This is a genomic window from Halobacillus sp. ABA4_118, assembly GCF_056160205.1.
Window position 1 is genome coordinate 3,094,507 of sequence record NZ_JBSWWS010000001.1, and the last position, 26,540, is coordinate 3,121,046.

At 46.8% G+C, this 26,540-nt stretch carries 30 protein-coding genes and 1 pseudogene; 21 read left to right on the forward strand and 10 right to left on the reverse strand.

The window, feature by feature from the left end; all coding sequences use genetic code 11:
• The first annotated feature begins 31 nt into the window (after nucleotides 1–31).
• Both ACXAGL_RS15790 and ACXAGL_RS15795 read left to right on the forward strand, forming a co-directional pair.
• Nucleotides 32–1,966, forward strand: coding sequence for a fructose-1,6-bisphosphatase (locus ACXAGL_RS15790; RefSeq protein WP_474991772.1), 1,935 nt, complete (start codon nucleotides 32–34; stop codon nucleotides 1,964–1,966).
• Between the two features lie 13 nt (nucleotides 1,967–1,979).
• The gene (locus tag ACXAGL_RS15795; protein ID WP_474991773.1) at nucleotides 1,980–2,180 is read left to right on the forward strand and encodes a hypothetical protein; all 201 of its coding nucleotides are present in this window, start codon (nucleotides 1,980–1,982) and stop codon (nucleotides 2,178–2,180) included.
• A gap of 431 nt (nucleotides 2,181–2,611) precedes the next feature.
• Here ACXAGL_RS15795 and ACXAGL_RS15800 read toward each other — a convergent pair whose 3' ends face one another.
• The 4 genes from ACXAGL_RS15800 to ACXAGL_RS15815 all read right to left on the reverse strand — a co-directional run bounded on the left by ACXAGL_RS15800 (nucleotide 2,612) and on the right by ACXAGL_RS15815 (nucleotide 5,834).
• Nucleotides 2,612–3,076, reverse strand: a complete 465-nt coding sequence (locus ACXAGL_RS15800; RefSeq protein WP_474968300.1) for a FixH family protein — start codon at nucleotides 3,074–3,076, stop codon at nucleotides 2,612–2,614.
• Nucleotides 3,066–4,442: a PepSY-associated TM helix domain-containing protein gene (locus tag ACXAGL_RS15805; protein ID WP_474968301.1), complete on the reverse strand. Its 1,377-nt coding sequence runs from the start codon at nucleotides 4,440–4,442 to the stop codon at nucleotides 3,066–3,068. Before ACXAGL_RS15805 ends, ACXAGL_RS15800 begins: the two co-directional genes overlap by 11 nt.
• Nucleotides 4,443–4,737: 295 nt before the next feature.
• Entirely contained in the window at nucleotides 4,738–5,271 is a 534-nt protein-coding gene (locus ACXAGL_RS15810; protein WP_474968302.1) for a hypothetical protein, read from the reverse strand.
• Entirely contained in the window at nucleotides 5,268–5,834 is a 567-nt protein-coding gene (locus tag ACXAGL_RS15815; protein WP_474970375.1) for a GNAT family N-acetyltransferase, read from the reverse strand. The genes ACXAGL_RS15810 and ACXAGL_RS15815 overlap by 4 nt, the downstream gene beginning before the upstream one ends.
• Nucleotides 5,835–5,961: 127 nt before the next feature.
• On the opposite strand from ACXAGL_RS15815, the gene corA reads away from it, so the two are divergent.
• Nucleotides 5,962–6,912 (forward strand): magnesium/cobalt transporter CorA, encoded by a 951-nt coding sequence (gene corA / locus ACXAGL_RS15820; protein WP_474991775.1) that lies wholly within the window; start codon nucleotides 5,962–5,964, stop codon nucleotides 6,910–6,912.
• A 228-nt stretch (nucleotides 6,913–7,140) separates the two neighbouring features.
• Here corA and ACXAGL_RS15825 read toward each other — a convergent pair whose 3' ends face one another.
• Nucleotides 7,141–7,521, reverse strand: coding sequence for an SET domain-containing protein (locus ACXAGL_RS15825; RefSeq protein WP_474970376.1), 381 nt, complete (start codon nucleotides 7,519–7,521; stop codon nucleotides 7,141–7,143).
• A 152-nt stretch (nucleotides 7,522–7,673) separates the two neighbouring features.
• Here ACXAGL_RS15825 and ACXAGL_RS15830 point away from each other — a divergent pair, with 152 nt between their 5' ends.
• Entirely contained in the window at nucleotides 7,674–9,194 is a 1,521-nt protein-coding gene (locus tag ACXAGL_RS15830; protein ID WP_474970377.1) for a glycine betaine uptake BCCT transporter, read from the forward strand.
• A gap of 43 nt (nucleotides 9,195–9,237) precedes the next feature.
• Here ACXAGL_RS15830 and ACXAGL_RS15835 read toward each other — a convergent pair whose 3' ends face one another.
• On the reverse strand, nucleotides 9,238–9,804 hold the full coding sequence (locus ACXAGL_RS15835) for an FAD-dependent oxidoreductase (RefSeq protein ID WP_474968304.1): 567 nt from the start codon (nucleotides 9,802–9,804) through the stop codon (nucleotides 9,238–9,240).
• A gap of 155 nt (nucleotides 9,805–9,959) precedes the next feature.
• Between ACXAGL_RS15835 and ACXAGL_RS15840 the strand changes: the two genes are divergently transcribed.
• Complete coding sequence (locus ACXAGL_RS15840) at nucleotides 9,960–11,345, forward strand: MFS transporter (protein WP_474991777.1); 1,386 nt, start codon at nucleotides 9,960–9,962, stop codon at nucleotides 11,343–11,345.
• A 468-nt stretch (nucleotides 11,346–11,813) separates the two neighbouring features.
• Here the strand turns inward: ACXAGL_RS15840 and ACXAGL_RS15845 are convergent, their stop codons facing one another.
• Both ACXAGL_RS15845 and ACXAGL_RS15850 read right to left on the reverse strand, forming a co-directional pair.
• Nucleotides 11,814–12,146, reverse strand: a complete 333-nt coding sequence (locus ACXAGL_RS15845; RefSeq protein WP_474968306.1) for a hypothetical protein — start codon at nucleotides 12,144–12,146, stop codon at nucleotides 11,814–11,816.
• A 71-nt stretch (nucleotides 12,147–12,217) separates the two neighbouring features.
• Complete coding sequence (locus ACXAGL_RS15850) at nucleotides 12,218–12,958, reverse strand: SDR family NAD(P)-dependent oxidoreductase (protein ID WP_474968307.1); 741 nt, start codon at nucleotides 12,956–12,958, stop codon at nucleotides 12,218–12,220.
• Between the two features lie 155 nt (nucleotides 12,959–13,113).
• Between ACXAGL_RS15850 and ACXAGL_RS15855 the strand changes: the two genes are divergently transcribed.
• The 9 genes and pseudogenes from ACXAGL_RS15855 (at nucleotide 13,114) to ACXAGL_RS15895 (ending at nucleotide 20,064) form a co-directional block, all read left to right on the forward strand.
• On the forward strand, nucleotides 13,114–13,650 hold the full coding sequence (locus ACXAGL_RS15855; RefSeq protein ID WP_474968308.1) for an HD domain-containing protein: 537 nt from the start codon (nucleotides 13,114–13,116) through the stop codon (nucleotides 13,648–13,650).
• A 369-nt stretch (nucleotides 13,651–14,019) separates the two neighbouring features.
• A complete protein-coding gene (locus tag ACXAGL_RS15860; protein ID WP_474968309.1) occupies nucleotides 14,020–14,160 on the forward strand; it encodes a hypothetical protein in 141 nt (46 codons plus the stop codon).
• 113 nt (nucleotides 14,161–14,273) lie between these two features.
• Nucleotides 14,274–14,405 (forward strand): hypothetical protein, encoded by a 132-nt coding sequence (locus ACXAGL_RS15865; protein ID WP_474968310.1) that lies wholly within the window; start codon nucleotides 14,274–14,276, stop codon nucleotides 14,403–14,405.
• 104 nt (nucleotides 14,406–14,509) lie between these two features.
• Nucleotides 14,510–14,638, forward strand: a complete 129-nt coding sequence (locus ACXAGL_RS15870) for a hypothetical protein (RefSeq protein WP_474991779.1) — start codon at nucleotides 14,510–14,512, stop codon at nucleotides 14,636–14,638.
• Between the two features lie 256 nt (nucleotides 14,639–14,894).
• A pseudogene (locus ACXAGL_RS15875) lies at nucleotides 14,895–15,057 on the forward strand (transposase); the annotation flags it as partial.
• 678 nt (nucleotides 15,058–15,735) lie between these two features.
• Nucleotides 15,736–17,004 carry a molybdopterin molybdotransferase MoeA gene (locus ACXAGL_RS15880; RefSeq protein ID WP_474991781.1) on the forward strand — a complete coding sequence of 423 codons (1,269 nt, stop codon included), beginning with the start codon at nucleotides 15,736–15,738 and terminating at the stop codon, nucleotides 17,002–17,004.
• Between the two features lie 12 nt (nucleotides 17,005–17,016).
• Nucleotides 17,017–18,030: a GTP 3',8-cyclase MoaA gene (moaA, locus tag ACXAGL_RS15885; protein WP_474992392.1), complete on the forward strand. Its 1,014-nt coding sequence runs from the start codon at nucleotides 17,017–17,019 to the stop codon at nucleotides 18,028–18,030.
• Nucleotides 18,031–18,112: 82 nt separating this feature from the next.
• Nucleotides 18,113–18,538 carry a YwpF-like family protein gene (locus ACXAGL_RS15890; RefSeq protein ID WP_474968313.1) on the forward strand — a complete coding sequence of 142 codons (426 nt, stop codon included), beginning with the start codon at nucleotides 18,113–18,115 and terminating at the stop codon, nucleotides 18,536–18,538.
• Nucleotides 18,539–18,705: 167 nt separating this feature from the next.
• Nucleotides 18,706–20,064, forward strand: a complete 1,359-nt coding sequence (locus tag ACXAGL_RS15895; RefSeq protein ID WP_474968314.1) for a TrkH family potassium uptake protein — start codon at nucleotides 18,706–18,708, stop codon at nucleotides 20,062–20,064.
• 296 nt (nucleotides 20,065–20,360) lie between these two features.
• Here the strand turns inward: ACXAGL_RS15895 and ACXAGL_RS15900 are convergent, their stop codons facing one another.
• Nucleotides 20,361–20,483 carry a YjcZ family sporulation protein gene (locus tag ACXAGL_RS15900; protein ID WP_084162986.1) on the reverse strand — a complete coding sequence of 41 codons (123 nt, stop codon included), beginning with the start codon at nucleotides 20,481–20,483 and terminating at the stop codon, nucleotides 20,361–20,363.
• Between the two features lie 75 nt (nucleotides 20,484–20,558).
• Nucleotides 20,559–20,762, reverse strand: coding sequence for a hypothetical protein (locus ACXAGL_RS15905; RefSeq protein WP_474968315.1), 204 nt, complete (start codon nucleotides 20,760–20,762; stop codon nucleotides 20,559–20,561).
• Between the two features lie 263 nt (nucleotides 20,763–21,025).
• Here ACXAGL_RS15905 and ACXAGL_RS15910 point away from each other — a divergent pair, with 263 nt between their 5' ends.
• The 7 genes from ACXAGL_RS15910 (at nucleotide 21,026) to ACXAGL_RS15940 (ending at nucleotide 26,397) form a co-directional block, all read left to right on the forward strand.
• Nucleotides 21,026–22,510, forward strand: coding sequence for a phytoene desaturase family protein (locus ACXAGL_RS15910; RefSeq protein WP_474991783.1), 1,485 nt, complete (start codon nucleotides 21,026–21,028; stop codon nucleotides 22,508–22,510).
• Entirely contained in the window at nucleotides 22,507–23,982 is a 1,476-nt protein-coding gene (locus tag ACXAGL_RS15915) for a phytoene desaturase family protein (RefSeq protein ID WP_474991785.1), read from the forward strand. The genes ACXAGL_RS15910 and ACXAGL_RS15915 overlap by 4 nt, the downstream gene beginning before the upstream one ends.
• Nucleotides 23,983–23,984: 2 nt before the next feature.
• Nucleotides 23,985–24,821, forward strand: a complete 837-nt coding sequence (locus ACXAGL_RS15920) for a phytoene/squalene synthase family protein (RefSeq protein ID WP_474968318.1) — start codon at nucleotides 23,985–23,987, stop codon at nucleotides 24,819–24,821.
• Nucleotides 24,822–24,889: 68 nt separating this feature from the next.
• The gene (locus ACXAGL_RS15925) at nucleotides 24,890–25,294 is read left to right on the forward strand and encodes a hypothetical protein (protein ID WP_474968319.1); all 405 of its coding nucleotides are present in this window, start codon (nucleotides 24,890–24,892) and stop codon (nucleotides 25,292–25,294) included.
• A gap of 74 nt (nucleotides 25,295–25,368) precedes the next feature.
• Complete coding sequence (locus ACXAGL_RS15930) at nucleotides 25,369–25,617, forward strand: hypothetical protein (RefSeq protein ID WP_474968320.1); 249 nt, start codon at nucleotides 25,369–25,371, stop codon at nucleotides 25,615–25,617.
• 91 nt (nucleotides 25,618–25,708) lie between these two features.
• Complete coding sequence (locus ACXAGL_RS15935) at nucleotides 25,709–25,855, forward strand: hypothetical protein (protein WP_474971566.1); 147 nt, start codon at nucleotides 25,709–25,711, stop codon at nucleotides 25,853–25,855.
• A 101-nt stretch (nucleotides 25,856–25,956) separates the two neighbouring features.
• The gene (locus ACXAGL_RS15940; RefSeq protein WP_474971565.1) at nucleotides 25,957–26,397 is read left to right on the forward strand and encodes a nucleoside deaminase; all 441 of its coding nucleotides are present in this window, start codon (nucleotides 25,957–25,959) and stop codon (nucleotides 26,395–26,397) included.
• Nucleotides 26,398–26,540: the final 143 nt, after the last annotated feature.

The following is a 26,540-nucleotide window of genomic DNA, read 5'->3' on the forward strand; positions in this document are numbered from 1 at the left end:
CTGCCAAACCGGCGGGAGAGGAGGAGCCATCGTGTTAAAGGATAAATACTTAGAACTGCTTGCCAAGGAATACGATAGTGAAGAAAAAGTGATTACCGAACTGATCAATCTGAAAGCTGTCCAGAATCTTCCCAAAGGAACGGAGCACTTCGTCAGTGATCTGCACGGCGAATACCAGGCCTTTCAGCACGTACTCCGCAATGGGTCAGGCAAAGTCCGTGAAAAAATCAGTGACTTGTACAAAGGCATTCTATCTGAACAGGAATTGAACGAATTCGCTACGCTGATTTATTATCCTGAAGAAAAAATGCAGCGGATTAAAAATTCCTTCGACCGCAGGGAGGATCTTGAGCTGTGGTATGAGGTCATGATTGAGCGGATGATCAAGCTGATTTCTTATGCCTCTTCCAAGTACACACGCTCCAAGCTCCGCAAAGCCCTTCCAGAGCCTTTTGTTTATATTGTGGAAGAACTGCTGTACAAAACCGAGGACTTTGCGAATAAGGAATCCTACTATAACAAAATCGTCCAGCAGCTGATCTCCCTCGATCAGGCTGATCAGCTGCTTATCGGGCTTTCGTATACAACACAGCGGCTCGTCGTCGATCACCTGCATGTTGTCGGGGATATCTATGACCGTGGCCCGGAGCCGGATAAGATCATGGAAACGTTGATGGACTACCATTCCCTTGATATCCAGTGGGGGAACCATGACGTTCTCTGGATCGGCGCATATGCTGGCTCACAAGTGTGTCTGGCTAACATCATCCGTATTTGTGCGCGCTATAATAACCTCGATATTATTGAAGATATGTACGGCATCAATCTGCGTCCGCTGATGACCCTTGCCGAAAAGTACTATGATGATAACGTGCCTTTCCGGCCGAAAATCCAATCCGGTTACCAGCCGTCGGAGGATGAAATTGTCCAAATTTCAAAAATCCATCAGGCCATAGCCATGATCCAGTTCAAACTCGAGAGTCCAATCATTAAACGGCGCCCATATTTTAATATGGATGAACGCCTTCTACTGGAAAAAGTCGACTATGAGCGGCAGGAGATTACGCTGCAGGGAACCACGTATCCGTTGGAAAATACCTGCTTTGCGACCATTGATCCGGAAGACCCGTCCAGGCTGCTGCCAGAAGAGCAGGAAGTCATCGACAAACTGTTGTTTTCTGTCCAGCATTCTGAGAAGCTGGCGAGACATATGAAATTCTTAATGAAAAAAGGCAGTCTTTATTTGAAATATAATGGCAACCTGCTTATCCACGGGTGTATACCTATCGATGAAGATGGAAATATGGAAGAGATGAAGATTGAAAACCAGACATACGCGGGAAGGGAACTTCTTGATCAATTTGAAAAATTCCTGCGTCAGGCCTTCGCAAATCCGAATACCATCGATGACCTCGCCACTGACATGGTGTGGTATTTATGGACGGGAGAACATTCCTCCTTGTTCGGGAAACGGGCCATGACTACGTTTGAACGTTATTTCATCAGTGACAAGGCGACTCATAAAGAGAAGAAAAATCCTTATTATTACCTTCGTGAGGATGAAGAGATCTGCAGGAAAATTCTAAAGGAGTTTGATATGAACCCAGACCAGGGTCATATTATTAACGGTCATACACCTGTAAAGGAGATTGAAGGGGAAAATCCGATCAAGGCCAACGGGAAAATGGTCGTCATCGACGGTGGTTTTTCAAAAGCCTATCAGCCTAAAACCGGAATCGCCGGTTATACGCTCCTTTACAATTCTTACGGGATGCAGCTCGTCGCCCACCAGCACTTCAACTCGAAGGAAGAGGTTCTTCGTGACGGAACCGATGTATTATCCGTGAAACGCCTCGTAGACAAGGAACTGGAACGGAAAAAGGTGATGGAAACGAATGTAGGACAGGAGATTCAGGAAGATATCGATAACCTGAAGCAGCTGTTGAAAGATCGTTATTTGAAGTAAGGGAGAAGATATAATGAGTGAAACAGGGTTACTCGGGGCAGGGAGTATTCTCGTAGGAGACCTGCTTGTCCAGGGCTTGTTTTTTCTGATTCTCGCCGCTGCTGTCGTTGGTGTGGTTTCTTTTTTCATTACATCGAGAAAAAAGAAGGATGGGATGGACCGCATAGAAGAAAAGCTGGATCTGCTCATCCAGGAATGGAAGGACAAAAAATGATAACCAAAGGAAGGCTGTTTACCAGCCTTCCTTTCAGTCTGTAGAAAAAGTTCGTCCTATCCAGTTAGAGTGGTCCGTATGTCCTGTTGAGAAGGCACGTTCCGCTTATCGGTGGATGCTTGCCGCGGGCACGGCCTCAGCTAACTTGGTCAAGAAAACCCTTTTGACCAAGTGGATCTTCCGCTCGCGCTGTTCCCGCAGGCGTCACCACCGAACGCTCCTCGTGCCGATGCAGCTATACCCTATGATAAAAGAGAACGTTGAGCATCGCTCCTTCGTCGTTTCAAATGAACAGGACAAGCTGCGTTACGGCCGCTTGCGTGGGGAAAATCCTATTCATGACCAAGTATTGGTGATCGTTCCTTTGGAGTCACTAGAAAAAAAGTTTCTCTACAAGCTGAAAAGGAAGGCTGTTTACCAGCCTTCCTTTTTTAATGGTGTCCTTCATGGGTTGTCATGTCGGCAGGGGCCTGATCTTGAAGATACTGAATGTCTTCAGAAGTCAGTTCACCTACTACAACCTGGGTCATCGGTGAAATGGTTGAGCCTTCATTGGAGGCATGAACCTTTACAAAGTACAGGCCTTCGGTTTCCAAGCTTTTTTCTGAACGCCATGATCCCTCTTTATGATGGCTCATGGCGTTCATTCCAGATGACGTTCCATCCCGATTTGTCCATTCGATATGTACGAAATCAGGGTCTGTTACCGGCTGTCCGTCTTGAGTGAGGGTGACAGTTGTAACAGCTGATCCACCTTTAACTAAATCTTGAGGTATGGAAATTTCCGCTTGGAGGGGGTGTGTAACCTTATACATGGATGCAGCATCTTCCTTCAACTGACATCCCGACAATAACAGCAAAGCTCCAATGATGATGGATATTCCATTAAGCTTCATGGAAAAACCTCCTTAAGGTTCCCACTCGTCTAATGATCAGCTGATCAATGAGAAGGGCGGCCAGCAGGGACAACCCCGCCAGTGGAAAGAATAAGCCGAGAAGAAGCAGTAAGGTGAAGAATGGCTTCACGCTTCTTTCTTTTCTCTCTCTTGGCGCACCCATGCTGTGACTGGGCTTCTTTTTCAACCATAGGTAAACGCCGCTGACAACTACCAGAATAATTCCAAGGCAGATGAAGAGGCTTAGAAGCTGGTTGACTATGCCGAACTGAGTTCCTTTGTGAAGGGTGATCCCCAGAGCGACGGTCTTTCCGATCCAGCCATAATCTTCAAACTGATAGTTGGCAAGAACGGCATTGGAATATTGATCGATGTGAACCGTTGCTTCATCTTGAGCACGTGGTGGAAAAGCGGATAAGGTGTACACGCCTTCCGGGGTGCTTGGGTAGTAAACACTATACGTCGGGTGAATATCCAGCCGTTCCGCTTTTTGAACCACATCATTTATGGAAACAGGCGTCAGCCCCTGGACAGCAGAAACGGGAACATCCAGGGTTTCTGCGGCCCATGGCACTTCCGCAATATCCTTTGTTTCCATATTCGAGGTCGGAGCGCTGCCTGTCCAGACGGAAGGGGGATAGCCTTCCCCAGTATTTGTGGCCATGTTTTGGAAGTTGGTGCCCCAAAGCCCGGACCAAGGAAGACCGGTCATTATTAAGAAAAGCATGCCGGCAGAAATCCAGAAGGCAGGAACCGTGTGCAGATCCCGCCGGAAAATATTCTTCCCTTTATTGAAACGCGGAATCCATATACCCCAGGGGCCTTTCCTTTTCCGGGGAAACCATAAGTATATGCCTGTCACGATTAACACAACACCCCAGCTCGCGGCTAATTCAACAATTCTGTCGCCCGTTGTGCCAGCCATCAGCTCTCCGTGAATTTCTTCTATTTTATCCATAATGCGGTCTTCATCTTTTAAAGTTCCCATGGTTTCGCCTGAGTAGGGATCAACGAATACCGTAAGTCCATCCCCTTCAGTCTGTAGGTTGACTTCACTGGAGCGGATGGGAGATTCTCCTGGGCGGAATGCAGTAGTAGTTCCTTCTGGATATTCAGCTTCCGCTGCCTGCACCTGTTCGGATGCTGGTACCTTTTGGCCTGTTTCTGTTACCTCATGATACTCACTGTAAAGAACAGCTTCAATCTGGGGTTTGAACAGGTAAACAGCTCCTGTAACGGCCAGTATCAGAAGAAATGGGGCGAAAAGGATACCTGCGTAAAAGTGCCATTTCCATATCGTCTGGTAGAGGGTCGCTCTTTTTTTCTTTTTTGACTGCTTATCTGCTGGAAGGGGATGATGGCTCATGTGTCCGGCTCCTTTAACATTGGGATGGTTTGGTTTTTAGTCGGCATAAAGATTACGAATGAACGATCCAACTGGATCAATATGCATAGATAGATTTTGAGGATGGAGAAAAAAGCTCCATCTATCAGGGTATAAAAAAAGGACAACCCCTTCAAATAGAATTGGATAAGGAAGAAAATTACGAGATGATTGTGCGATTCTTGTCATGAAATAGTCACAGAACAGACAAAAAAAGCTCTCCATAAGGAGAGCTTAAGAGTGTATTCATGTTCAGACCTTTAAAGGGAGCGGCGTTTTAGTAGTTTTCATTAAACTGCTGGATGGTTGTGGTCAGCTTGTCGAGCTGCGATGGGTTTTGTATGGAAAAAGAAGGGTCGTTTACCAACGTTTTGATTTCTTCCTTCAGCGTTCGTAAGGAAGACGCCAATGCTTTATTGTCTGCATCTGTCTCCTGTTCGAAGGAATGGTGGGTGATGATTCCGTTCAGAGTGAACAGGGCGTTATTGTACTCGTTGAACCATCCCTTTTCAAGCAGGGCTGAACGCTCGGCCGTATTTAAGAGGCGTTGGTTTCCCGTCAACCGCTGCAGACTTTTGGTCAAAAGGGCCGTCTTCATTTGGGCTCCAGCCTCTCCAGAGTCCTGGTTGTGGTAGGATTCATAGCTGATCGCTACATCTTCCAACATAAAGGGGAGTTCTTTAATGATGGATTCAGAGGCGGCCACTGAAAATTCATCCACATCATCCGCCCGGCTGAAATCAAATGCCAGATAGGAAGAGAGGAGTGTTGTGAAAAGAAGAACGGCACTGATCAGTTTCCATCGATTCATGTTTGGTGCTGCCACTCTTCCCGAAGAACCCCCATGCGGATAGAGTCATAATAGTCACCCTGATAGATACGGACTTTCCGCATCCTTCCTTCAATTTTCATCCCCAGCTTCTCCCCGACACGCATCATTCGTTCATTCCGCGACCACGTCGTAAGCCCTATCCGGGCCAGTGGGAGGTTTTCGAATAAATGACCGATCCAAAGCTTGAGCGCTTCTGACCCATAGCCGCCGTTCCAGTAGACAGGGTCGTATATCCCGATGCCGACCTCGAGCCACAGCGAAGGCTTGTGCTCCCAGTAATAGGAAACGGTGCCGATGATGACTCCGTTCACTTCGATGATCAATCTTGAATCGGGTTCATCGGGGGCGAGCCTGCGCTTTCTGGCGTACTCATGACTTCGATAGCTGTCCATTGTATGAGGCTCCAGAGGATAATAAGGAGCATCCCATTTTTTCCATTCCGCGTTTTTTCCATAAATTAAAGGATAAAGAATGGGTATATCTTCTTCTTCAATACTTCGTAGTGTAACGAGCTGACTGGTCAATTTTAGTGCCTTATTCAGTTTTTGCAAGCGCATCCCCCTCCGTTCACACTTTTTTCCATCGTACCATAATTGAAGAGGGTTGTTTGAAAAAATGGAAGTGTGGAATTAAAATAAGGAAACGTACATAAGCAGGGCAGGTGAGAAGATGATTCATGTTATGGCCTATTCAAAAGAAAACGGCCTGAAGGAAGGTTTATCGGTGGGTGACCTGCATAACCAGCAGTGGGATTGGTACTGGGTGGATTTTGAAGCCCCGACCGAAGATGAAGTGAAACGGTTGGAAACAGATTTCCATTTTCATCCGCTCGCCGTGGAGGACTGTCTCCATGGATTGCAGCGGCCGAAGCTGGATTATTATGATGATCACACATTTCTCGTCATCCATTCAGTCGACAGCACGACATTGGAACGGAAGGAAGTGGATATCTTTCTCGGGGAATGTTCCATCGTCACCTTTCATAAGGAAAAGAACGCCCCCCTGGATCAAGCGCATACTATCGTAAAACGGACGCGCGATTTCACCCAGGTGGATGAATATTATATTTTCCATCAGATTCTGGATAAAGTGGTCGATAACTATTTCCCGATCATTTACGGAATTGAAGATCATATCAATGATATTGAGGACAATACGAAAAACCTGTCGATGGAAAAGCTGCTGGAGCAGTTGTTTGACAGGAGGGGGGAACTGTTGACATTAAGGCAGACGGTTCACCCGATGCGCGATCTTTTGTATCGGATTTTGAACTCTCATCATTTGGAAGGGGTGTTCGAGCGGAGGGAATACTTTGCGGATATCCATGACCACCTGATCAAAGTGGCAGATATGATTTTGTCCAACAGGGAAATGACGCAGGATATCCGGGACAGCTATATGTCTTTAAACTCCCATGAGACGAACCGGACAATGCAGATTTTGACCGTCATCAGTGTCATCTTTATGCCTTTGACATTCATCGTCGGGGTGTATGGCATGAACTTTCAACATATGCCGGAGCTTGGATTCCAATACAGCTACCTGATCGTCTGGATCATTATGATCGGTGTTGCTGCAAGCATGTTCTTCTGGTTCAAAAATAAAGGATGGTTTGATTAAGGAAAAGGCGGAGAATGAATCTCCGTCTTTTTTCCGTCTTAAGGAGGAGAAAAGTTCACTCGTCCGGCCGTTATGGAAATGAGGGGGGCGTTCTATACTGGAGATAACTACAAAACAAAGGAGATGAAAGCATGTGGAACCCTTTGGAAATCTCCATTGATATGGAAGAACGCCGGCCTCGATAAACGAAAAAAAGCGCCTGGAGATCACCTCCAGGCGCTTTTGACTTTAATCTTCCTGATCAAACCAGAGCAGTTCGTCGTCGTCGACGAAACCATTATAGTTAATGAAGATTTCTTCATCCGCTTTGATATCTGTATAAGCATAAAAGTCAAACGTATGCGTATCAAAATTAATGACATAATTCGCGTTCGGTTTATAGGAATGATTGAACATCATCCCGTATCCAAGAACGAAGGCGGTATGGTTTTCCCCGTATTCAAAGGCATAATCGGCAAGCATTGTTTTTTCAATATGCTCGTGTTCTTCGTTCGGATAAGGAATAACCGGTGCCCTGTGGATCAATTCGTCCTTTTGAATATTACGGACAGCAAACATTCCGCGTCCCAGTTCGTCGTCTTCCAGTGTGGAAGTCCGTACTTCGATCATTTCGTTCACCTGCACTTTCTGTTGAGCGGTCTTCTTCCCTAGTCTGACAGGTTGAAGGGAAAAATACAACTTTCCCTTTCGAAAGAATAAGAAAAACAAGCGGTTGGATACTATACGTGACTCATCAAATCAAGGGAGGAGCATTCCCGTTGCTGAAAAAATACAACATGGTGTTTAAAGTATCCGCTGCTATTATGCTTGTGCTGGTCGTGTTCGGGGTCATATGGCCGGACGCGCTTGAACAGACGACCTCATCCATAAAAACACTCATTGCCAACACCCTCGGGTGGTATTACTTAATTGTTGTCACCTTGTTTCTTCTCGTTTGTTTATCTTTTTTAGTCACACCTTTGGGAAGGATCAAGCTCGGAAAGAAGGACGATAAGCCTGAATTTTCCCGTCCGACATGGATTGCGATGCTGTTTAGTGCAGGTATGGGAATTGGGCTTGTGTTCTGGGGAACAGCGGAGCCGATCAGTCATTATGCTGTCAGTTCACCGACAGGGCAGACAGGAACTGAGCAGGCAATTAAAGATGCTATGCGCTTTACGTACTTTCACTGGGGCATCCATGCGTGGGCAATTTATGGCATCGTTGCTCTTGTGCTCGCTTATTTCAATTTCCGTCATGAACAGCCGGGGCTGATCAGTGCGACACTGAAGCCGCTGATCGGTGAAAAAGCAGCGAAGGGCGCGTTCGGCCAGGTCATCGATATTCTGGCTGTGATCGCTACTGTAATCGGGGTTGCAACCACCCTTGGGTTTGGAGCCGTTCAGATAAACGGAGGTCTTTCGTACTTGTTTGACCTTCCATCCGGCATTCTTGTCCAATTTATCATTATTGCTGTCGTGACGGTCTTGTTCATGATTTCCGCCTGGTCAGGACTTGGAAAAGGAATTAAAATTCTCAGTAATGCCAATATGGGACTGGCGAGTCTGCTGTTTCTGCTCGTCTTCATCCTTGGGCCGACCATGTTTATTTTGAACTTATTTACGAACTCAATTGGTACGTATGTGCAGAATCTGCCGATGATGAGCTTCCGGATTGCTCCGTTAAATGCCGAGACGAGAGACTGGATTGACGCGTGGACATTGTTCTACTGGGCCTGGTGGATTGCCTGGAGTCCGTTCGTCGGTGTATTCATCGCAAGGGTTTCCCGAGGCCGGACCATCCGGGAGTTTGTCTTTACAGTCCTCGTTGTACCCTCGATTATCGGGTTCCTGTGGTTTTCCACATTCGGGGGGACAGCGATTGACATGGAGCACAGCGGTCTTCGTATGATATCGGAACTGACAGCTGAAGAATCCCTGTTCGGAGTATTTGAAAATCTCCCCCTCAGCTGGCTGGCTTCCATTACAGCCATGACGCTTGTGGCAACCTTCTTCATTACCTCTGCGGATTCCGGGACATTTGTCCTCGGGATGATGACGACAGGGGGATCGGAGACTCCGGGAACTTCTATCAAACTGACGTGGGGCGTGCTTCTTTCCGCAACAGCGGTTGCTCTTCTATACACGGGAGGCCTGCAGGCTCTGCAGAACACGATGATCATTGCTGCGCTGCCGTTTTCCATTATTATGCTGCTGATGGTTATCAGCTTTATCAAGGCGATTTATAAGGAAGGAAGGGAACTGGGCGTCGGCCGGTTCAACCCGCCACATAAAGATAAATAGAAGAACCCCACGGCCGGTACAGGGCTGTGGGGTTCCGTTTTGTTCAGTTCTTCAGGATATCGTGATCGACATACCGTTTTCCGTTCAATTCGCTGATGATATTGACGGCTGTTTCTGCACCGTGGCCGGCTGTTATGATGGTGTGTACACTTTTTCCAGCAACTGTCCCGGCTGCCCAAGCTTTCGGGAGGGATGTACGCCCATGCTGGTCTGTTTCAATGATTTTAGCGACCCGTGGTTCGGTGCCATCGGTCGTCTTTACGCCAAGCTGTTCAGCCGCCTTCACGGACATTCCGGTAGCAAACAGGAGATGTTCCGACTCATAGCTGCCTTCCGTAGTTGTGATTTCATAATAGGCGCCATCCTTAAAGGAAAGGTTAGTCACTTCTTCAGACTTTAACTCCGCTCCGAATTTTTTCAGCTGCTGATGTCCCGTTTCAAGAAGGGCCGGACCTTCGATCGCGTCCACCCCATAATGATTCTCGACCCAGGCTTTTGCGGTTATACTCTTTCCGTGATCGAGTACGAGCGTTTTTTTACCTGCTTTCGCTGTAAATAGACCAGCTCCGGCCCCGGCTGGACCGGCACCAATGATTGCAATATCGTACATGCCTGTCACTCCTCTACATGAAATTGGTAGACAATTCAATTATATCGGAATGATTAGAAAAAATAAATTTCATATTTCGTGAGCAACCCCGTTGCTTTATCCATAGATGTCACGTATGATTCATTTCGGAATGCGAAATAAAAGGAGGAGAGATCATGAGTGAAGAACAAACGGTCCGCAATCCGAGGGGATTACTGATCTCTCTTTGTGCGGTCATGATGATGTCTGTGATGAACGGGACAATGTTCAATATTGCCGTTCCGGATATCGCTAAAACGTACCAGCTGATGCCGTCAGAAGTCAGCTGGGTAATGACTGGATATATTATGGTTTATGCTGTAGGGGCTCTTACTTACGGCAAGCTTGCTGACTATTATCCGTACAGAACGCTCATTACGTTCGGACTAACGGTTTTTGCCGTGGGGTCTCTGTTCGGTTTCTTTGCCCAGAATTATGCCATGGTCCTCATGGCCCGTGTTATTCAAGCTCTTGGAGGTGCGATGATCCCGGCGCTTGTTTTCCTGGCTCCCATCCGGTATTTTCCGAATGAACGCGGAAAAGTACTTGGGATTGTATCTTCAGTCATGGCTTTTGCGTCGGGGATCGGTCCGATCGCCGGAGGATTTATCGCTGGCTTTCTTGACTGGCGCTATTTGTTCCTGACATCAGCGCTGATCATCATAACCCTGCCGTTTCTGAGGAAGAATCTGCCTCAGGAAGAAGCGAAGAAGGGATATATCGATTACATGGGTGCTGGTTTGATCGGAGGTTTCATCTCTACCCTTCTTCTGGCGATTACACTCGGAGTGACGTGGCTTTTTGCCGTGTCCGCCCTGTTTTTTGCCTTGAACCTTTGGCGGATGAAGATGATTGATGAACCGTTTATCCCGCCTCATCTGTTTAAGAATGTCAAATACACAGCGACGATCGTTACGAGCTTTTTAGGTGTTGTGTGCTTGTTCGGAATGATGTTTATGCTTCCGATTATGTTCAGGGATGCCTACCAGATGGATACGATGACCATCGGTCTGATTCTTTTCCCTGGTGCAATCAGTGCGGCCCTGATGGGGCAGAAGGGCGGAAACCTTGTTGATTCCAAAGGGAATACCTTTGTCCTTTATCTTGCTTTAACGCTGTTGATCACGGGATTTGCCGTTCTGTCCACCCTCGTCGGTGCCCATCCGTATGTGTTGAGTGCCGCTATCATTATTTCATACATGAGCTTCCCGCTCGTTCAGGCTTCTTCTGCCGATATTCTGGCCAACCTGCTTCATAAAAATGAAACAGGGGTCGGGATGGGTGTGTTTAATCTATTGAACTTTGTCTCAGGAGCTTTAAGTGGAGCGGTCATCGGAAAAGCATTGGATCTGTATGACCCTTTCCAACCTATAAATGTGCTTGGATTTAACGGGAACACAGCCATTTACAGTAACGTCTTTTTAGTTTTTGCTGTCATCATTGCCGTTGGTTTCATTCAGTTCAGGCTGAACTACAACAAAACGACAAAGCCGGCAACACAAGAAGAACCCGCCTCCTTATAAGGAGCGGGTTCACAGCTTGTAGAGAAATCTCTGTTTCTTTACAAGCTTTTTTCTTTCTTGCCGCCAGGAGCGAAAGCCCCTTCCCTTTCCGCGGACGAGCGCCCGAGCTTCCTCGCAACACCCACGCTCGGCGATCTCGGCCCACTCGTTCTTCCGCAGGAGTGGAAGGGGCACCGCTCCTTGGGAGTTCTTTAACATCGACAAAGACTCTCCTTCACCCAGCTCAACTTTACTGGATGGAGGAGAGTCTTTTTTATATTCCGGCAGGCAGCCGTATCAGCGGCTGTGCTTTTCCTTTTTCTTTTCCACGCAAGCGGAAAGTGACCCTTCCCACGACAAATGGAAAACTCTAACTGGTTAACACACGCTTTTTCGACAGCCAAAGAACCCGCTCCTTATAAGGAGCGGGTTCTTTTTCATTTCGTATGATAAAAGAGTGATGATTGCGTAAAGCGGTAAGTATGCCTGTTAAACAGGGATGGATGTTTCGTCCGTGACCATGGAAGAACTGTATTTCCTGCGGCAGACACTGTTTACGATGGTGTCGTCAAGAAATGCGGTGATCTCCTCGTATACATCTTCTACACAGCGGCCGTCAATGATCAGCACGAATGGGTCATCTATATTCATGAATAGGAAAAAAGACAACATTTTGGGAAGGTGTCCGGCATCTGCAATCAATTGATTCTGATGGATGTATAAGTCGCATCCATGCTGTTTGACGGTATGGTGCACCTTCATGATTTCATTCGTTTTTAAAGGACGGTTCAACTGAATCTGGTAAGATGACAGCTCATTCACTGTCGTCACCTCCGTATTAGTTTGTTGATATAACGTTACCCCGGTGCTGTTTATACTAAACATCGACGCATTTACTCTTCATATATCATTTTCCGTGTCATTCCACCATCGACCACAAGGTTTTCCCCATTCACAAAATCGTTCTCCGGATCGGTCAGGTAAAAGCAGGCTTTCGCCACATCCATCGTCCGGCCTGCACGATTGGATAAATGCTGGAGGTGGTCACCTTCTGTCAACTCCTCGGAGCCTGTGTGGATCCAGCCGGGGCTGATGCAGTTGACCCGGATGGACCACGGAGACAGGGAAGAGGCCATGGCATGAGTCAGCGCTGTAATGCCGCCTTTGCTGGCTGCATAGGCTTCTGAATCCGGCTCACTCATCAAAGCTCTCGTGGAAGCCATATTTACGATTCTTCCGTTCGTCCCATTCTTTTTCCACAGTGCTGCAGCGAGCTTGGAAAAGAGAAATACGCTGCGGAGGTTGGTATTCAGTATCCGGTCCCAATCTTCCACAGACAACTCGAACATGGATGTAAAGGTGCTTTCTCCGGCATTATTGATAAGGATCGAAAAGGAACGGCTGTCTTCATTCAACTGTTGAAAAAGCTCCGCTGTACTATCCGGGTCACTGACATCACAATAATAAAAAGCGCCTCTTCCTCCGGGAAGGCTTTCAAGTGCTTCTTTTCCTTTTTCCCGGTCCTTATCCACCCCGATGACCTGAAAGCCTTTTTCTGCATAAAATCTTGCTGTCCCAAAACCAATTCCATCTGCCGCACCTGTGATCAGGACGGTTTCATTGCGTTCGCTCATGGGTTGCCCACCTTTTTTTTCTAGATTGGAATAGCTTTTCAGCCTTGTTCAAAAGCAAGCCTCATGATAAGCTTTTTTTTAACAAAAGGATGCACGTTCTCTCCCGTAGAGCCCACCATATCAGGGAGAGACGGGAAATCAACGGAGGTGATCGTATGGCTCGTGTTACCCTGGTAGATGTATTTAAGCACAGAATAACACAAAAGTATCTTCAACGCTCAGGCATTCATCACGCGGTCACCGTGGCAGGTTATGCGTTTGATATGGCGGTTGAAAAAGGAGTGGATCCAGATCTTGCAGCGAAATCAGCCCTGCTTCATGATATGGGGCACTATGAATGGTACAGGGATGGGAAATGGGATTATGATGAATACCGCCGACATGACATCCATGCCATCAAAGGAGCAGAGAGGGCTCATAAACTGCTGATCCGGCTTGGGGAAGACCGGCTGACTGCGAAGGATGTATCCGTCGCTGTTCTTCTGCATACGGACAGCTACCTTCCGTTTGGACTGGATGAAAAAAGAACCCCGCTCCAGCATGTGGTCGCCAAGGCCGATGAAAAAGATGAACAGCCGATGGGGCTGCATCATTATAAGGAAATGGATAAAAGTGAAGCATTGAAACGTCTGCACGAACTGGACCAGAAAATCGAAGCCTTTTTCGATGAGAAGGATCCTGAATCTGTATGAAGCGTTTCAGAAAAGTCAAATGATTTACACAAAAAGGTTTACAATTGGAAAAAAGCCCTATATACTTTCCATTGTAAGAAAAAATTCTCAGAAAGCGAGGTCGGAAATCATGAAAAACACAAAAACGGTTTTCCTGAACAATTTCATACCATCGACCTGCGCTCGGAATAATTTCTGAGACCAACGACTATTTTACCTACAATGAATCATGATAGCCGCAGGAGGTGCATATTGTATTCCTGTGGCTTTTTTAATGGATTTGAATGTTGAAAAGCCGCAGACCTCCTGCGGCTTTTTCTTATGCTGTCAAAGAGTAATTTTACTCTTTTGATATAAAATTACACTATATTTATGAAGGAGTTGACACGTATGACGATTCATTTTTTCCTGTTTACGATTCATGTGACCAAAAAGAAGCAGCAGCGTCTGCAGCCGGTTCCCGGGTACCAACCCACAGTCAAAGACGAATGGCTCGACCGTAAATCATCCGCTTTTAACCGCTACGTGTAAATACAAGAAGGAGGAGAATAAACAATGACACAAACATTCAAGATGGTCTTTATGAGCTGGTTCAATGCGGAGAAGGATACGGATTAGCCTCATTACAAAGAGGAGGTAGAACGATGAGATTGAATATGCTGATGTTTACGATTGTTATTGAACGGACCAGTCGTAAAAACATGGATCACTCCATCCAGCGTGCCCGCGCGATTGGGAAGAAGATCAATGATGTGAAATCCAAATACCACATATGATGCAAACCCCTGCTGTGCAGGGGTTTTTCTTTGGCGTATCCTGATTTTGGTATCATATTGAAATGTAGAGCGGTGAAGAATAAGGACGAGGGGAGGGAGTCGAGATGGCTTCAGGGAATAAAAAACTTGCTGAAACCGGCAGAAAGAAACCAGCAGAACGTAAACGAGGACATGGTAAAGACCAGGGTGAAACAGCCGTGAACCACGTCGTCAATGTCTATGACCCCATCTAACTGAAAAATGACAGCAAAAGCTGTCCGGAGGGTGTCGGGAAATTTTCCGACATCCTTTTTACTAATGGATAAACAATACAAACAAGGCTGTCGAGAAAGTCTCGACAGTCTTGTTTTTTTCTGATTTCTTTTATTTTTCACCTTGTTCATTTGATATCCTAAAAATAAGAATCTGTATAGGTTGTGATTTTTTGTTTCTTCTTCACATTGACGAACCTGGTGCATTCGCACGGGGCAGGGGCAACGAACCTTGGCCTTACTCCGTAGGATCAACCAATACATAGATTTCTCTTGTATCCCCCGAAAAAGTACGACCCCGCTATTCCGAAGACAATGGGATTCCTTCCCTTGATCCTCATGTATTACTCAAAATGGTGTTCATCGGTTATTTTTATGGCATCCGTTCCGAACGTGATTTATAATAACAGATTTAAACTAATGTTGCTTATGGATAGTTCGTAGGGTTGAACCTCACAGACGCCCGCCAGAATATGGAAAAAATTGTCCTCCATCCAGCAAGGATTAGCTGGGTGAAGGAGAGTCTTTTTCGATGTTAAATAACTCCCAAGGAGCGGTGCCCCTTCCCCTCCTGCGGAAGAACGAGTGATCCGAGATCGCCGAGCGTGGGTTTTGCGAGGAAGCTCGGGCGCTCGTCCGCGGAAAGGGAAGGGGCTTTCGCTCCTGGCGGTAAGAACGAAAAAAGCTTGTAAAGAAACAGGGGTTTCTCTACAAGCTGCCAAGGGATTTTGTTAATCTTCTGTGAAGTCTGGACAGGCGTGCCTCATCGTACACGTTATTGATGATCCCTTTGAATTTTTATAGGTGAAGGGTAACCCTTTATGGAACACCTTTCTCCGTATCCTGTCCGGGGGGCTTATCGGTGGATACATCCGAAGCAGGCCCGTCACTCCAAAACGCTTCCATATTCGATTCTTTGCGTAACGTCCATGAGAAGAACATGTGCTGTCCTTATGTTTCAGAATCGTCTGTAAAGGGAAAAAATGATTACATTCGACAACCTTTGAAAAAGTTGGAAAAATGCTTTATGTTCTAAGAAGCGTATCCATTTTACCGGATCACAGAAAGGAAAGAAATAGATGGCACATTTACATAGAACACCTCTTCCCGTCCTGGATGCTGTGGAAAGGGTCATGCAGTATAAACGAAAGGGCGGGGTGGAAAAGAAATTCCTTCATGAAAGTGGTGGACGAGTGCTGGCAGAAGATGTATCTGCCACTCATGCCGTACCTCCTTTTCATAAATCTCCTTACGACGGTTTTGCTTTGTCTTCAGCGGATACAAAAGACCTGTCCCGCGAAAATCCGGGAACGTTCCAGGTTATAGAAACGGTGGCTGCAGGACACCGGGCTTCAAGGGAGCTGCGGCCGGGGGAGGCCGTCAGAATAATGACAGGTGCTGAAATCCCACAGGGGGCGGACTGCGTAGCTATGTTTGAAATCTGCACCACGGGAGAAGATCAAACAGGGCAGCCGGTTATGACGCTTAAGAGGAGGATGGATGCAGGGCAGAATGTAATTCAGAAAGGCTCGGAAGCAGAGCAGGGAGAAGTGCTCGTACCGGAAGGAGCTAAAATAAATCCGGGGGTCCAAGCCCTGCTGGCCACGTTCGGTTATTCTGAAATCAGCGTATATAAAAAACCCAGGGTAGGTGTTTTTGCCACAGGTACAGAACTGATGGAAGTGGATGAACCTCTGGAACCTGGGAAGATCCGCAATTCCAATGCATCTATGATTCAGGCTCAGTTGCAGAGGTCCGGGGCAGCGTGTACATATTTAGGAAAACTGGATGATGATTTTGATTCCTGCTATGAAGCGGTCTCCAGCGCTCTTGGAGATTACGATGTATTGGTGACAACAGGGGGCGTCTCTGTCGGGGATTATGATCTGATGCCGGATATTTACGAAAAGCTGGATGCGGAAGTCTTATTCAATAAGGTGGCGATGAGACCGGGGAGTGTCACAACGGTCGCAGAGCATCACGGAAAACTGCTGTATGGACTGAGCGGAAATCCTTCGGCCTGCTATGTCGGGTATGAATTATTTGTCCATCCGATCCTTCAGCATTTTATGGGGAACACACGTCCCTATCACACCCGGGTGCAGGCTGTTCTTGGTGAGGATTTCAAGAAAGCCAATCCATTTATGAGGTTCGTCCGTGGGAAACTGCACTACGAAGAGGGGAAAGTCGTCGTTTATCCCGCCGGCATGGATAAATCAGCCGTTGTGACCTCACTGGCCCATACAGATGTTTTCATCGTCTTAAGAGGCGGTACAAGGGGATACAGCAAAGGGGACATGGTGGAAGCCGTCCTTTTGGAAGACCAGACGGGTCAAACACAATTTTAAAGGGGTGATCCTATCGATTCCCGTATCATAGACCGACTAGGAAGGCCGATTAAAGATCTGCGGATATCTGTTATTGATAAATGCAATTTCCGCTGCAGCTATTGCATGCCTGCCGAGATTTTTGGACCGGATTATTTATTTATGCCGGAAAAAGAGCGGCTCAGCTTTGATGAGATCATACGTCTTGTCCACATCTTTGCCCAGTTCGGTGTCGAAAAAATCCGTCTGACCGGAGGGGAACCTCTGCTCAGAAAGGATCTGGATGTACTCATCCGGCGTATCCGGGAAATTGACGGAATCAAAGATATCGCTTTGACGACGAATGCGGTGATGCTTGTAAAGCAGGCAGAAAAATTGAAGGCCTCGGGACTAGACCGGGTGAACATCAGTCTTGACGCCATTGAAGATGAAGTGTTCAAGAAAACCAACGGCCGAGGAGTTCATACGGATCCGGTCCTGCGTGGAATTGAAGCCGCGAGAAAGGCTGGACTGGGAATTAAAATAAATATGGTCGTAAAAAAAGGAATGAATGAGGATCAGATTCTTCCGATGGCCCGTTACTTTAAAAAGACGGGGGACAACCTTCGATTCATTGAGTTTATGGAAGTCGGTAACCATAATGGGTGGAATATGGATGCCGTCGTATCAAAAAAAGCCATCGTTGATGCTATTCATGAGGAAATGCCTTTAATTCCGGCAGATGCTAATTATTACGGAGAAGTGGCCTCCCGTTATCAATATGAAGATGGGTCTGGGGAAATCGGCATCATTTCATCGGTTACTGAAGCATTCTGCTCCAGCTGCACGAGAGCCCGTTTGTCAGCAGACGGGCAGCTGTATACCTGCCTGTTTGCGGATTCAGGATACGATCTGCGTGGACGTCTGCGGGAGAATTGGAGTGACGAGGACCTGACCGATTATTTGATGGCTGTATGGGAAGGACGTGCCGATCAATACTCGGCTGACAGAGCCCGGGGAAAACCGATGAAAGAGCGGAAAATTGAAATGTCCTACATCGGAGGATAGAAAAAAGTAAGATTCAGGCTTTTCTCACCCCCTCCTTTTCCTCTATAATGAGTTATAATGATGAATCCCGGAGGTCATTCGGATGAAAACCTTTAAATTGATTTCATTGGACATTGTCGAAGAGAAGAACGAAGACATTACGCAGCGGAGAATCAAGCTGCAGGATGGTTTAATCATCAACCGTGAAGATGATCACGGGCGCTGGGTGATTGAGGCCTACATGGATAACAGCTACCGTTCCTTTTTTGAGGATATGTACCGGAACGGGGATGAGATTATTATCCAGGCGAAGATTACGAAACAGACAAACCGTCCCGCTACGTTTATGGTCAAACCGATCGATTTTAATGAAATTGGTGGTTCAATGAATGTCATTTTCATGGGAACGATGATGGATCGTCAACAGGAACAGGTTGAAAAAGTGCTCAAACAGCTGCTTGATGAAGGATATCAAGGGGAGGATCTGTTGGAGCAGTTCAAGCAGAAAGGCAGCGAATCGAAAGCTTAATTGAACGGACAGAGGCGTCTGGGATCCCCCCCAGACGCCTTCTATGTGCTTCTTTTATCAGCTTTTGTAAATTCATAAATCATGGAAGTATTATGTCGATTATCCTGCTATACTATGAATGATGGTCATCATCGAACAGAAAAAGCAGCATCAAAAGGAGTTTTAGTATGTGGGTGAGAAGAAAAGGCCTGCGGTGGCTTAACGATTTAACACCATTTCAGTTGATTGCAGTGTATTACCTGCTCGCTGTGACCATATCTTCCATCTTGATCGCTCTGCCTGTAGCTCACCAGGACGGCGTGAAGTTGGATTTTATTGATATATTATTTACAGCTGTCAGTGCTGTCAGTGTAACAGGGTTGACAACGGTCCCTACAGCCGAGACTTTCAGTACACCGGGCATATTCATCCTCGCTATCGTCCTGCAGCTTGGCGGGATTGGCGTCATGACGCTTGGAACACTGATCTGGCTTGTCCTCGGGAAGAAGATCGGCCTGAAGGAACGGCGTTTGATCATGACCGATCAGAATCAGACCTCCTTCCAGGGAATGGTACGGCTTGTGAAGGAAATTGTCCTCGTAGTGCTTTTAATCGAATTGATTGGATTTTTAGTGCTGGGTACGTACTACCTCCAGTATTTCGATCCCGGGGAAGCTTACCTTCAAGGATTTTTCGGGACAATCAGTGCCATGACCAACGGTGGTTTTGATATTACAGGACAGTCGCTCGTCCTCTTTAAGGATGACTACTTTGTCCAGTTCATTAATATGATTTTGATTATCGCAGGGGCGATCGGCTTTCCCGTCTTGATTGAGGTGAAGCAGTATCTCCTCCAAAATCAGGAGGAGAAGACGATTCGTTTTTCCTTGTTTGCCAAGCTTACAACCCTGACATTTTTTGTCCTGGTTGTGTTCGGGACGATCATGATTGTCCTGCTTGAGTTCAATCATTTCTTTGCTGATAAGACCTGGCATGAAATATTCTTTTATGCGCTTTTTCAATCCGTCACCACACGGAGCGGCGGCTTATCCACGCTGGATATCAACCAGTTTACAGAGCAGACCCAGTTGTTCATGTCCTCGCTGATGTTTATCGGGGCGTCTCCAAGCAGTGTCGGAGGCGGGATTCGAACGACAACTTTTGCTCTTGTGGTCATTTTTGTGCTCACTTTTGCCCGCGGAGGAAATAACATCCGCATTTTCCGTCGTGAGGTTCATCCGGAAGACTTGAATAAAGCCGTTGTCGTTTTAATTGTTGCTCTATTTGTCTGTCTGAGCGCTGTAATTACATTAACGATTACAGAACCATTTACTTTGAATGAACTTGTATTTGAAGTAACATCTGCATTCGGAACCGTCGGGTTATCCCTGGGGATCACCCCTGGAATGACAACATTCGGGAAGTGTGTGTTAATGCTCCTTATGTTCTTAGGAAGAATAGGTCTGTTGACATTCTTGTTTACGTTCCAGAAAAACGATGCCAGGGGTAATTACCATTATCCGAGAGAAAGAATCATCATTGGATAAACAACAGGAAGAATAGGTTCAAAGCCGGATTCAGGATCTACTCCTGTTCCTTATGGTAACCGTGGAAATCGTCCACGGCGCCGATCATGCAGCGGGCAGCTATTCCCAACGCACACGGTTTTGATGCTGCAGATAAAGACAAAGAACACAGCGCTTGGGCTGTGTTCTTTTTTAATAAGGTATAGGATGAGTCTGTAGAAAGGGGACAGGGAGATGACATACCCTCCTGTTCCCGAATTTTCTTTTCAGACCGGCCCGGCCGCCTGATCTCACTGCGGCAGTTTATGACCAACCCATCAGCAGTAAAATGCTGCACCTACAATTATAAGCAGGATGAACAATACGACGATTAAAGCAAAGTTGTTGCGGTAGCAAGGTCTGTGGCATTGTCTTCCTCCGTAAGGATAGCCTCCGTACATAAGCTCACCTCCTGTTGTTACATTCGTAGCCTATGCAGAGGGAGGCTGTTGTGTATGGTCATTCACCCAGAAAGATCAGTTCATAAATGTTGGTGGAGATAACTTCGTAATGCTGCTCCTTTGGTGAAGGGCATCAGCCTGCTGCTTCTGCTGATGGCTGCATTGGTCGAGCTCTTCGCACCAGTGGTTTATCTGTTCATTGTTATACTGGTTATGGGGCGGATGCTGAGTCGAATGAGAAGGGTAATAAGGTCCCGAAATTCTTTGGTTTGCATACATAGACAGTCCTCCTTCGGCTGTATTTTTCCCATAATTCATGATTTTATCCCGTTAAAATCGGTAGAGGAGAAGGTTTTTTGACACATGTGTCGAAAATAATTAATGTGAATGCTCTTATGTAGGTTATAGAACAACGAAGAAGGGTACATCATGTGTATAGGAAAAAAGACCGGCACATTGAGGAAGTACATTGAATAGCCGGCTTTGTACATATTTTGTATAATGATTGCACAATAGATGTCACATAAGAGAAGGTGAACGTAATGAAAAAGATCGCTGTGATTGGTGCCGGCCCCGGAGGGCTTGCATCGGCTATGATTTTAGCCGCAAAAGGGTACGACGTAGACGTTTATGAAAAACAGCCGTTTGTAGGAGGACGAAACGGTCATTTTTCTTTAGGAGAATATACGTTTGATATTGGACCGACATTTTTAAGTATGCCGCAGATCATGGAGGAGATCTTTGAGATGTCAGGGAGGAACGTCCATGATTATCTCGATTTAAAAGAACTGGCACCAATGTATGAGCTGCAGTTTGATGGGATACGCATCCCGATGTATCGCGATCGGCAGAAGATGGTGGAAGTCATCCAGAAACATTTCCCTGGAAATGAACACGGGTATGAGCGGTTTATGGAGGAGACAGGGGAGAAGATGCAGGCGCTGATGCCGCTGCTGCAGACGAAACATAACCGTCTGACGGACTATGTTTCCAAACGGGCGTTGAAAGCCCTGCCGAAGTTGTCACTGGGTAAATCCGTGTACGATGTCCTCTCCGACTACTTTACGGATGAGAAGTTGAAAATAGCCTTTACATTCCAGGCTAAATATCTCGGCATGTCTCCGTGGGAATGCCCGGGAGCTTTTTCCATTCTCTCGTACATGGAACACGAATGGGGCGTGTTTCATCCCATTGGAGGCGTCAATCAGCTTTCCAAGGCGATGGCCGCAGTGACAGAAGAACACGGTGGGAAGATCCATTTGAACAGTGGAGTAAAACGAATCCATACAGATCATCAGGCCATTTCGAGCCTGGAACTGGATTCCGGCGAAATTGTGAAGGCGGACGAATACATCATCAACGCCGATTTTGCAGAGGCCATGACGAAACTCGTTGATGACGGCGTCCTCCGCAAGCATTCGAAGAAGAAGCTGGAGAATAAAAAATTCTCCTGTTCCACTTTTATGATCTATGTCGGCCTGGACAAAAAGTATGAAATGCCCCATCACACGATCCTGTTCGCCGAAGATTATAAGAAGAATGTGGAGGAAATGACCAAAGACCTCGTTTTATCCGATGAACCCTCCATCTATATTCATAACGCCAGTGTCACGGATGATACACTGGCACCCGAAGGTCATTCGGCTGTTTACATTCTGGCCCCTGTACCGAACAATTATTCTGAAATCGACTGGGAGGATAAGGAAGATACTTTTAAACAATTGGTCTTTGACGAAATAGAAGCGAAAACCGGCTTTTCAGACATTCGGGATCATATCGTCGTCGAGAAAGTTCTGACACCGAAACAATGGGAAACGGACCATTTTGTTCATCAGGGAGCTACGTTCAGTCTTGGTCACCAACTGTCACAGATGATGTACTTCCGCCCTCACAACCGATTCCAGGAGCTGGATCACTGCTGGCTTGTGGGAGGAGGAACGCACCCGGGAAGCGGTCTTCCTACGATTTTGGAATCGGCACGAATCACCACCGGATGGATTACCGAGAAAGAGGTGGAGCCGGTATGAGACGTACAGCCATTGTCGGAGGAGGAATAGGCGGACTTGTGACCGCTTTGTACTTGTCCAAACAGGAAGGACGACACGTGTCGATTTTTGAGAAGAACGATTTTCTAGGCGGGCGTTTAACTTATGAGCGTCACGGCAGTTTCAAGATTGACCAGGGTCCGACCATCGTCCTTCTGCCCGAAATGCTGCTCACCATTATGGAGGAGGCGGGAATTCCGAGAGAGGAAATCCCTATGGAACCGTGTGATCCGTTATATCATATTCATTTTAAGGATGGGTCCATCTATACGAAACATAGAAATCCAGCTCTTCAGAAGGAAGAACTGGAAGCGAAATTTCCAGGGAACGAACAGCATTTCGACGGGTTCCTTCAGGACATGAAAACGAGGTTCCTGCAGGGGAAAGCACAGTTTCTTGAAAAGTCTTTTGTCGAAAAACGGACGTTCTTTTCGGGGAAGAACATCAAAACGCTGATGAAACTGAAAGCTTATCAAAATGTGAAGAAGATGATGCGGACGTACTTCGATGATGAACGTCTTGTAGAAGCGTACACACTCCAGACGCTGTACATCGGCGGTCACCCCGAGCAGTCTCCGGCGATGTATTCGCTCGTTTCCTACAGTGAGCACGAACACGGGATCTGGTATGTCAAAGGAGGGTACGCCCACCTTGTGGAGATCATACAAAAGGAATTGGAACGCCGCGGCGTTTCGATACACACGAATGCGGAAGTGAGCCATGTGGAGGTGGAGGGGGGAGAAGCTTCTTCCATTACCGTCAATGGAGAAACACGTTCTTTTGATGAATATATCCTGAATGGTGACTTTCCATTAATGGATAAACTGATGCCCGAGAAGAAGCGTCTGAATCGAAAATATACGGCTTCCTCCGGATGTCTCCTCCTCTATATGGGTCTTGACCGTATTTATGAAAACAACACGATGCACCAGTTTTTCATGACGTCTGATTTCGACCATCATATGAAACAGGTATTTATGGATAAAGTGCTTCCTGATGAACCATCCTTTTACACGTTCCACCCATCCATTATCGACGGCTCCCTGGCTCCGGAAGGAAAAGGGGTATTGTATACGCTGATTCCAGTACCAGCTGGAAAAGACGTGGACTGGAACGGAAAAGAAGCATTGATCGAGCACGTCCTGGATGAAATGGAAGCCCGCGGTTTCCCTGAACTCCGAAACCATATCGAATGGATGCATGTCCGTTCTCCGGAGGAAGCGGCAAGAGACGGTTTGTTTGAAGGCGGCAGCTTCGGGATTGCCCCCACCCTGTTCCAATCCGGTGTCTTCCGACCACAGCTTCAGCCTTATCCGGTCAGGAATGTATATGCTGTCGGAGCGTCTGTTCACCCCGGCGGTGGCGTCCCTATTGTTATGCAGGGAGCAAAATTGTTGGCAGATTATTTGCAATATGGGTCTAAAAAAAGGCATAATTACAAGCGAGGTGTTTAATGATGACGGATTTGAATCAAGCATACCATCATTGTCGAAGGATTATTGAAGAACATTCCAAGACATTTTCCAAAGCATTCGCTATGCTGCCCAGGCAGCAGAAAAGGGCTGTCTGGGCCATTTATGCTTTCTGCCGGCGTGTGGATGATATTGTTGATGAAGGGACGAACCCGAAAGCAGAGCTGGAGGCGTTCGCCTTTGAATTTGACCAATTCCTTGAGGGAAAGCTTGAACTGAATGATCCGTGCTGGCTCGCTCTGGACGACGTTTTCCGACGTTTTTCTATAGATCCGGACCCATATTACGATATGATCAAGGGGCAGCGGATGGACCTGTATCCGACTTTGATTGAGACGAAGGAAGATCTTCTTGACTACTGCTATCATGTAGCGAGTACCGTTGGTCTGATGCTGCTGCCTGTCATTGCTCCCGGTCGTACGGCTTCTTTAAGGCAGGGGGCTGTTGAACTCGGTTATGCGATGCAGTTGACCAACATCCTGCGGGATATTGGAGAAGATGTGGAAATTGACCGTGTATACTTACCGACACAAGTCATGGAATCCTATGGTTATACCTCTCGGGATCTGCAGAATGGAAAAGTAAATACCGCCTTCATACAAATGTGGGAGGACCTGGCTCATGACGCAGAAACCTATTACGAGAGGGCTTTGAAAACCATTCCCGATTATCCGGTGTATTCCAGAGCTCCTGTGGGGGGAGCGGCGAAGATGTATCGTGCGATCCTTCCCACCGTTCGAAAAAATGATTACCAAGTGTTCGGCCGCCGGAATTACGTTTCGGACAAGCAGAAGAAGCAGATCATTGCAGAAATGCAGTGATGCTGCTTCTTTTTTTATGTAGGAAAGGATCCTGTTCTGCCCGCATAAGCTGATAGAGGGGAATACGAGTGAGAATATTATCGATAGTCAGTGCCCTGCTTCTCATTTGCTGGGGAATCGGTTTATGGATGCAGAAAAAACAGGATGGGCATGAAAAGAAAAGCCGAGGTCTGCGGTGGTTGGAAAAAGTACGTCTGATGGAACAGTTGTGGGAACCGGTCAAGGAAATTAAAGGGGTGTCAGTTGCACCGCCTTTAAGAATTGTTGCCGTACACACCCGTCTTACCGACACAGAAGCTATCCGAAGGCTGAAAACAGCATGGCTGATGGACTGGCGGTACGAAGGAAAAGGACTGGTGACAGAGTCAAACTCTGTGCTTTTTTACTATGAAGATGGACGTCCATACTGGGCCTTTCATGAGCTGTGGAATAAACCAGGATCTGGTAAAACAGCAGAAGGCTATCACGATTAGCAGCGGGCGGAGGAATGACCGCTGCTTTCTTTATAGGACAAGACCGGGGCGGCATAGAAAAAGGAGGAAGCTATATGACGCTTGTGTTATGGATAGCAGGAGGCTTATTCGTGTCAGGACTGTGCTTGAATAAGATATTGAAGAATGTTCTAGTTTTATGGATCTCTGCTATCGGAATCGGCTCCGCATGCGGAGCCGTTGTTTCTTCCGGTATTCCGGGACCGCTCCTGCTGGCCTCCTATGGGATGATCTTTCTTGCCGGAGCGGGGGTGTCAGGCGGGATTCGTTCCGCAGTCGATTGGACAAAAAGGGAAAGCGGATGATTCATGCGCCGGGGCGTCCACAGGTATAGTTTTCTATAATATAGCAGATACTTGTAACTACGATCTGTTGTTTATAGAAAGGAGCGTCCTGATGCAGGAGAAGTATTTGATCTACTATCAGGCAAAATCTGGTGTAGTCAAACGTGTTCCCGTGTTTGCTGCTCACCGGGAACAAGCCCGGGAAAGCCATTTGAGAAAGTTTCCTGAAACAAAAATTACACACATCCGATTACTTTAGAAAAGAGACGAATAGCATCCGTCTCTTTTTTTTATGGGTGGTGAAGGGAATAAAAGGGAACACAACAAGGAACAAAAGGACTAGACAGGAGGGATTGGATAATGACGAAGGATGAAGAGATGATTCAGCGGGCGCTTATCATAGCCCGCCGTTCTAAAAAACAAGGAAATGCGCCGTTTGGTGCCCTTCTCGTGAAAGAGGGTGCTGTTATCATGGAGGAAGGAAACCAGGTGCATACAAACAGCGATCCCACCCATCATGCAGAGCTTGCCTTAATCAGGCGTTTCTGCCGGGAAACAGGGGGGACAGACTTGAGTGACTATACGTTGTACACAAGCTGTGAGCCGTGCGTCATGTGCGCCGGTGCTATCGTGTTTTCCAGCGTCCGCCGGGTGGTATACAGCGTTTCAAATAAGCAGATGGCTGAGAAGACAGGCTCGGGAATCATGGTGCCCTGTCATGACGTTTTCAAAAACAGCCCCCATCAACCATCGGTGAAAGGGAACGTGTTGAATCGGGAAGGAATAGAGCTTTTTAGTTGAAAACCGCTGGAAAATCCAGCGGTTTTTTGCATCCCTTTTTGTCGAACACCGGCTGTTTTGCCGAGGAATCGAGGGATTCTGCGGTTTGAAATAATATTTCATAGTTCGTTTTCCTTCTTGAAATTATTCCTTTTTATTGGTAA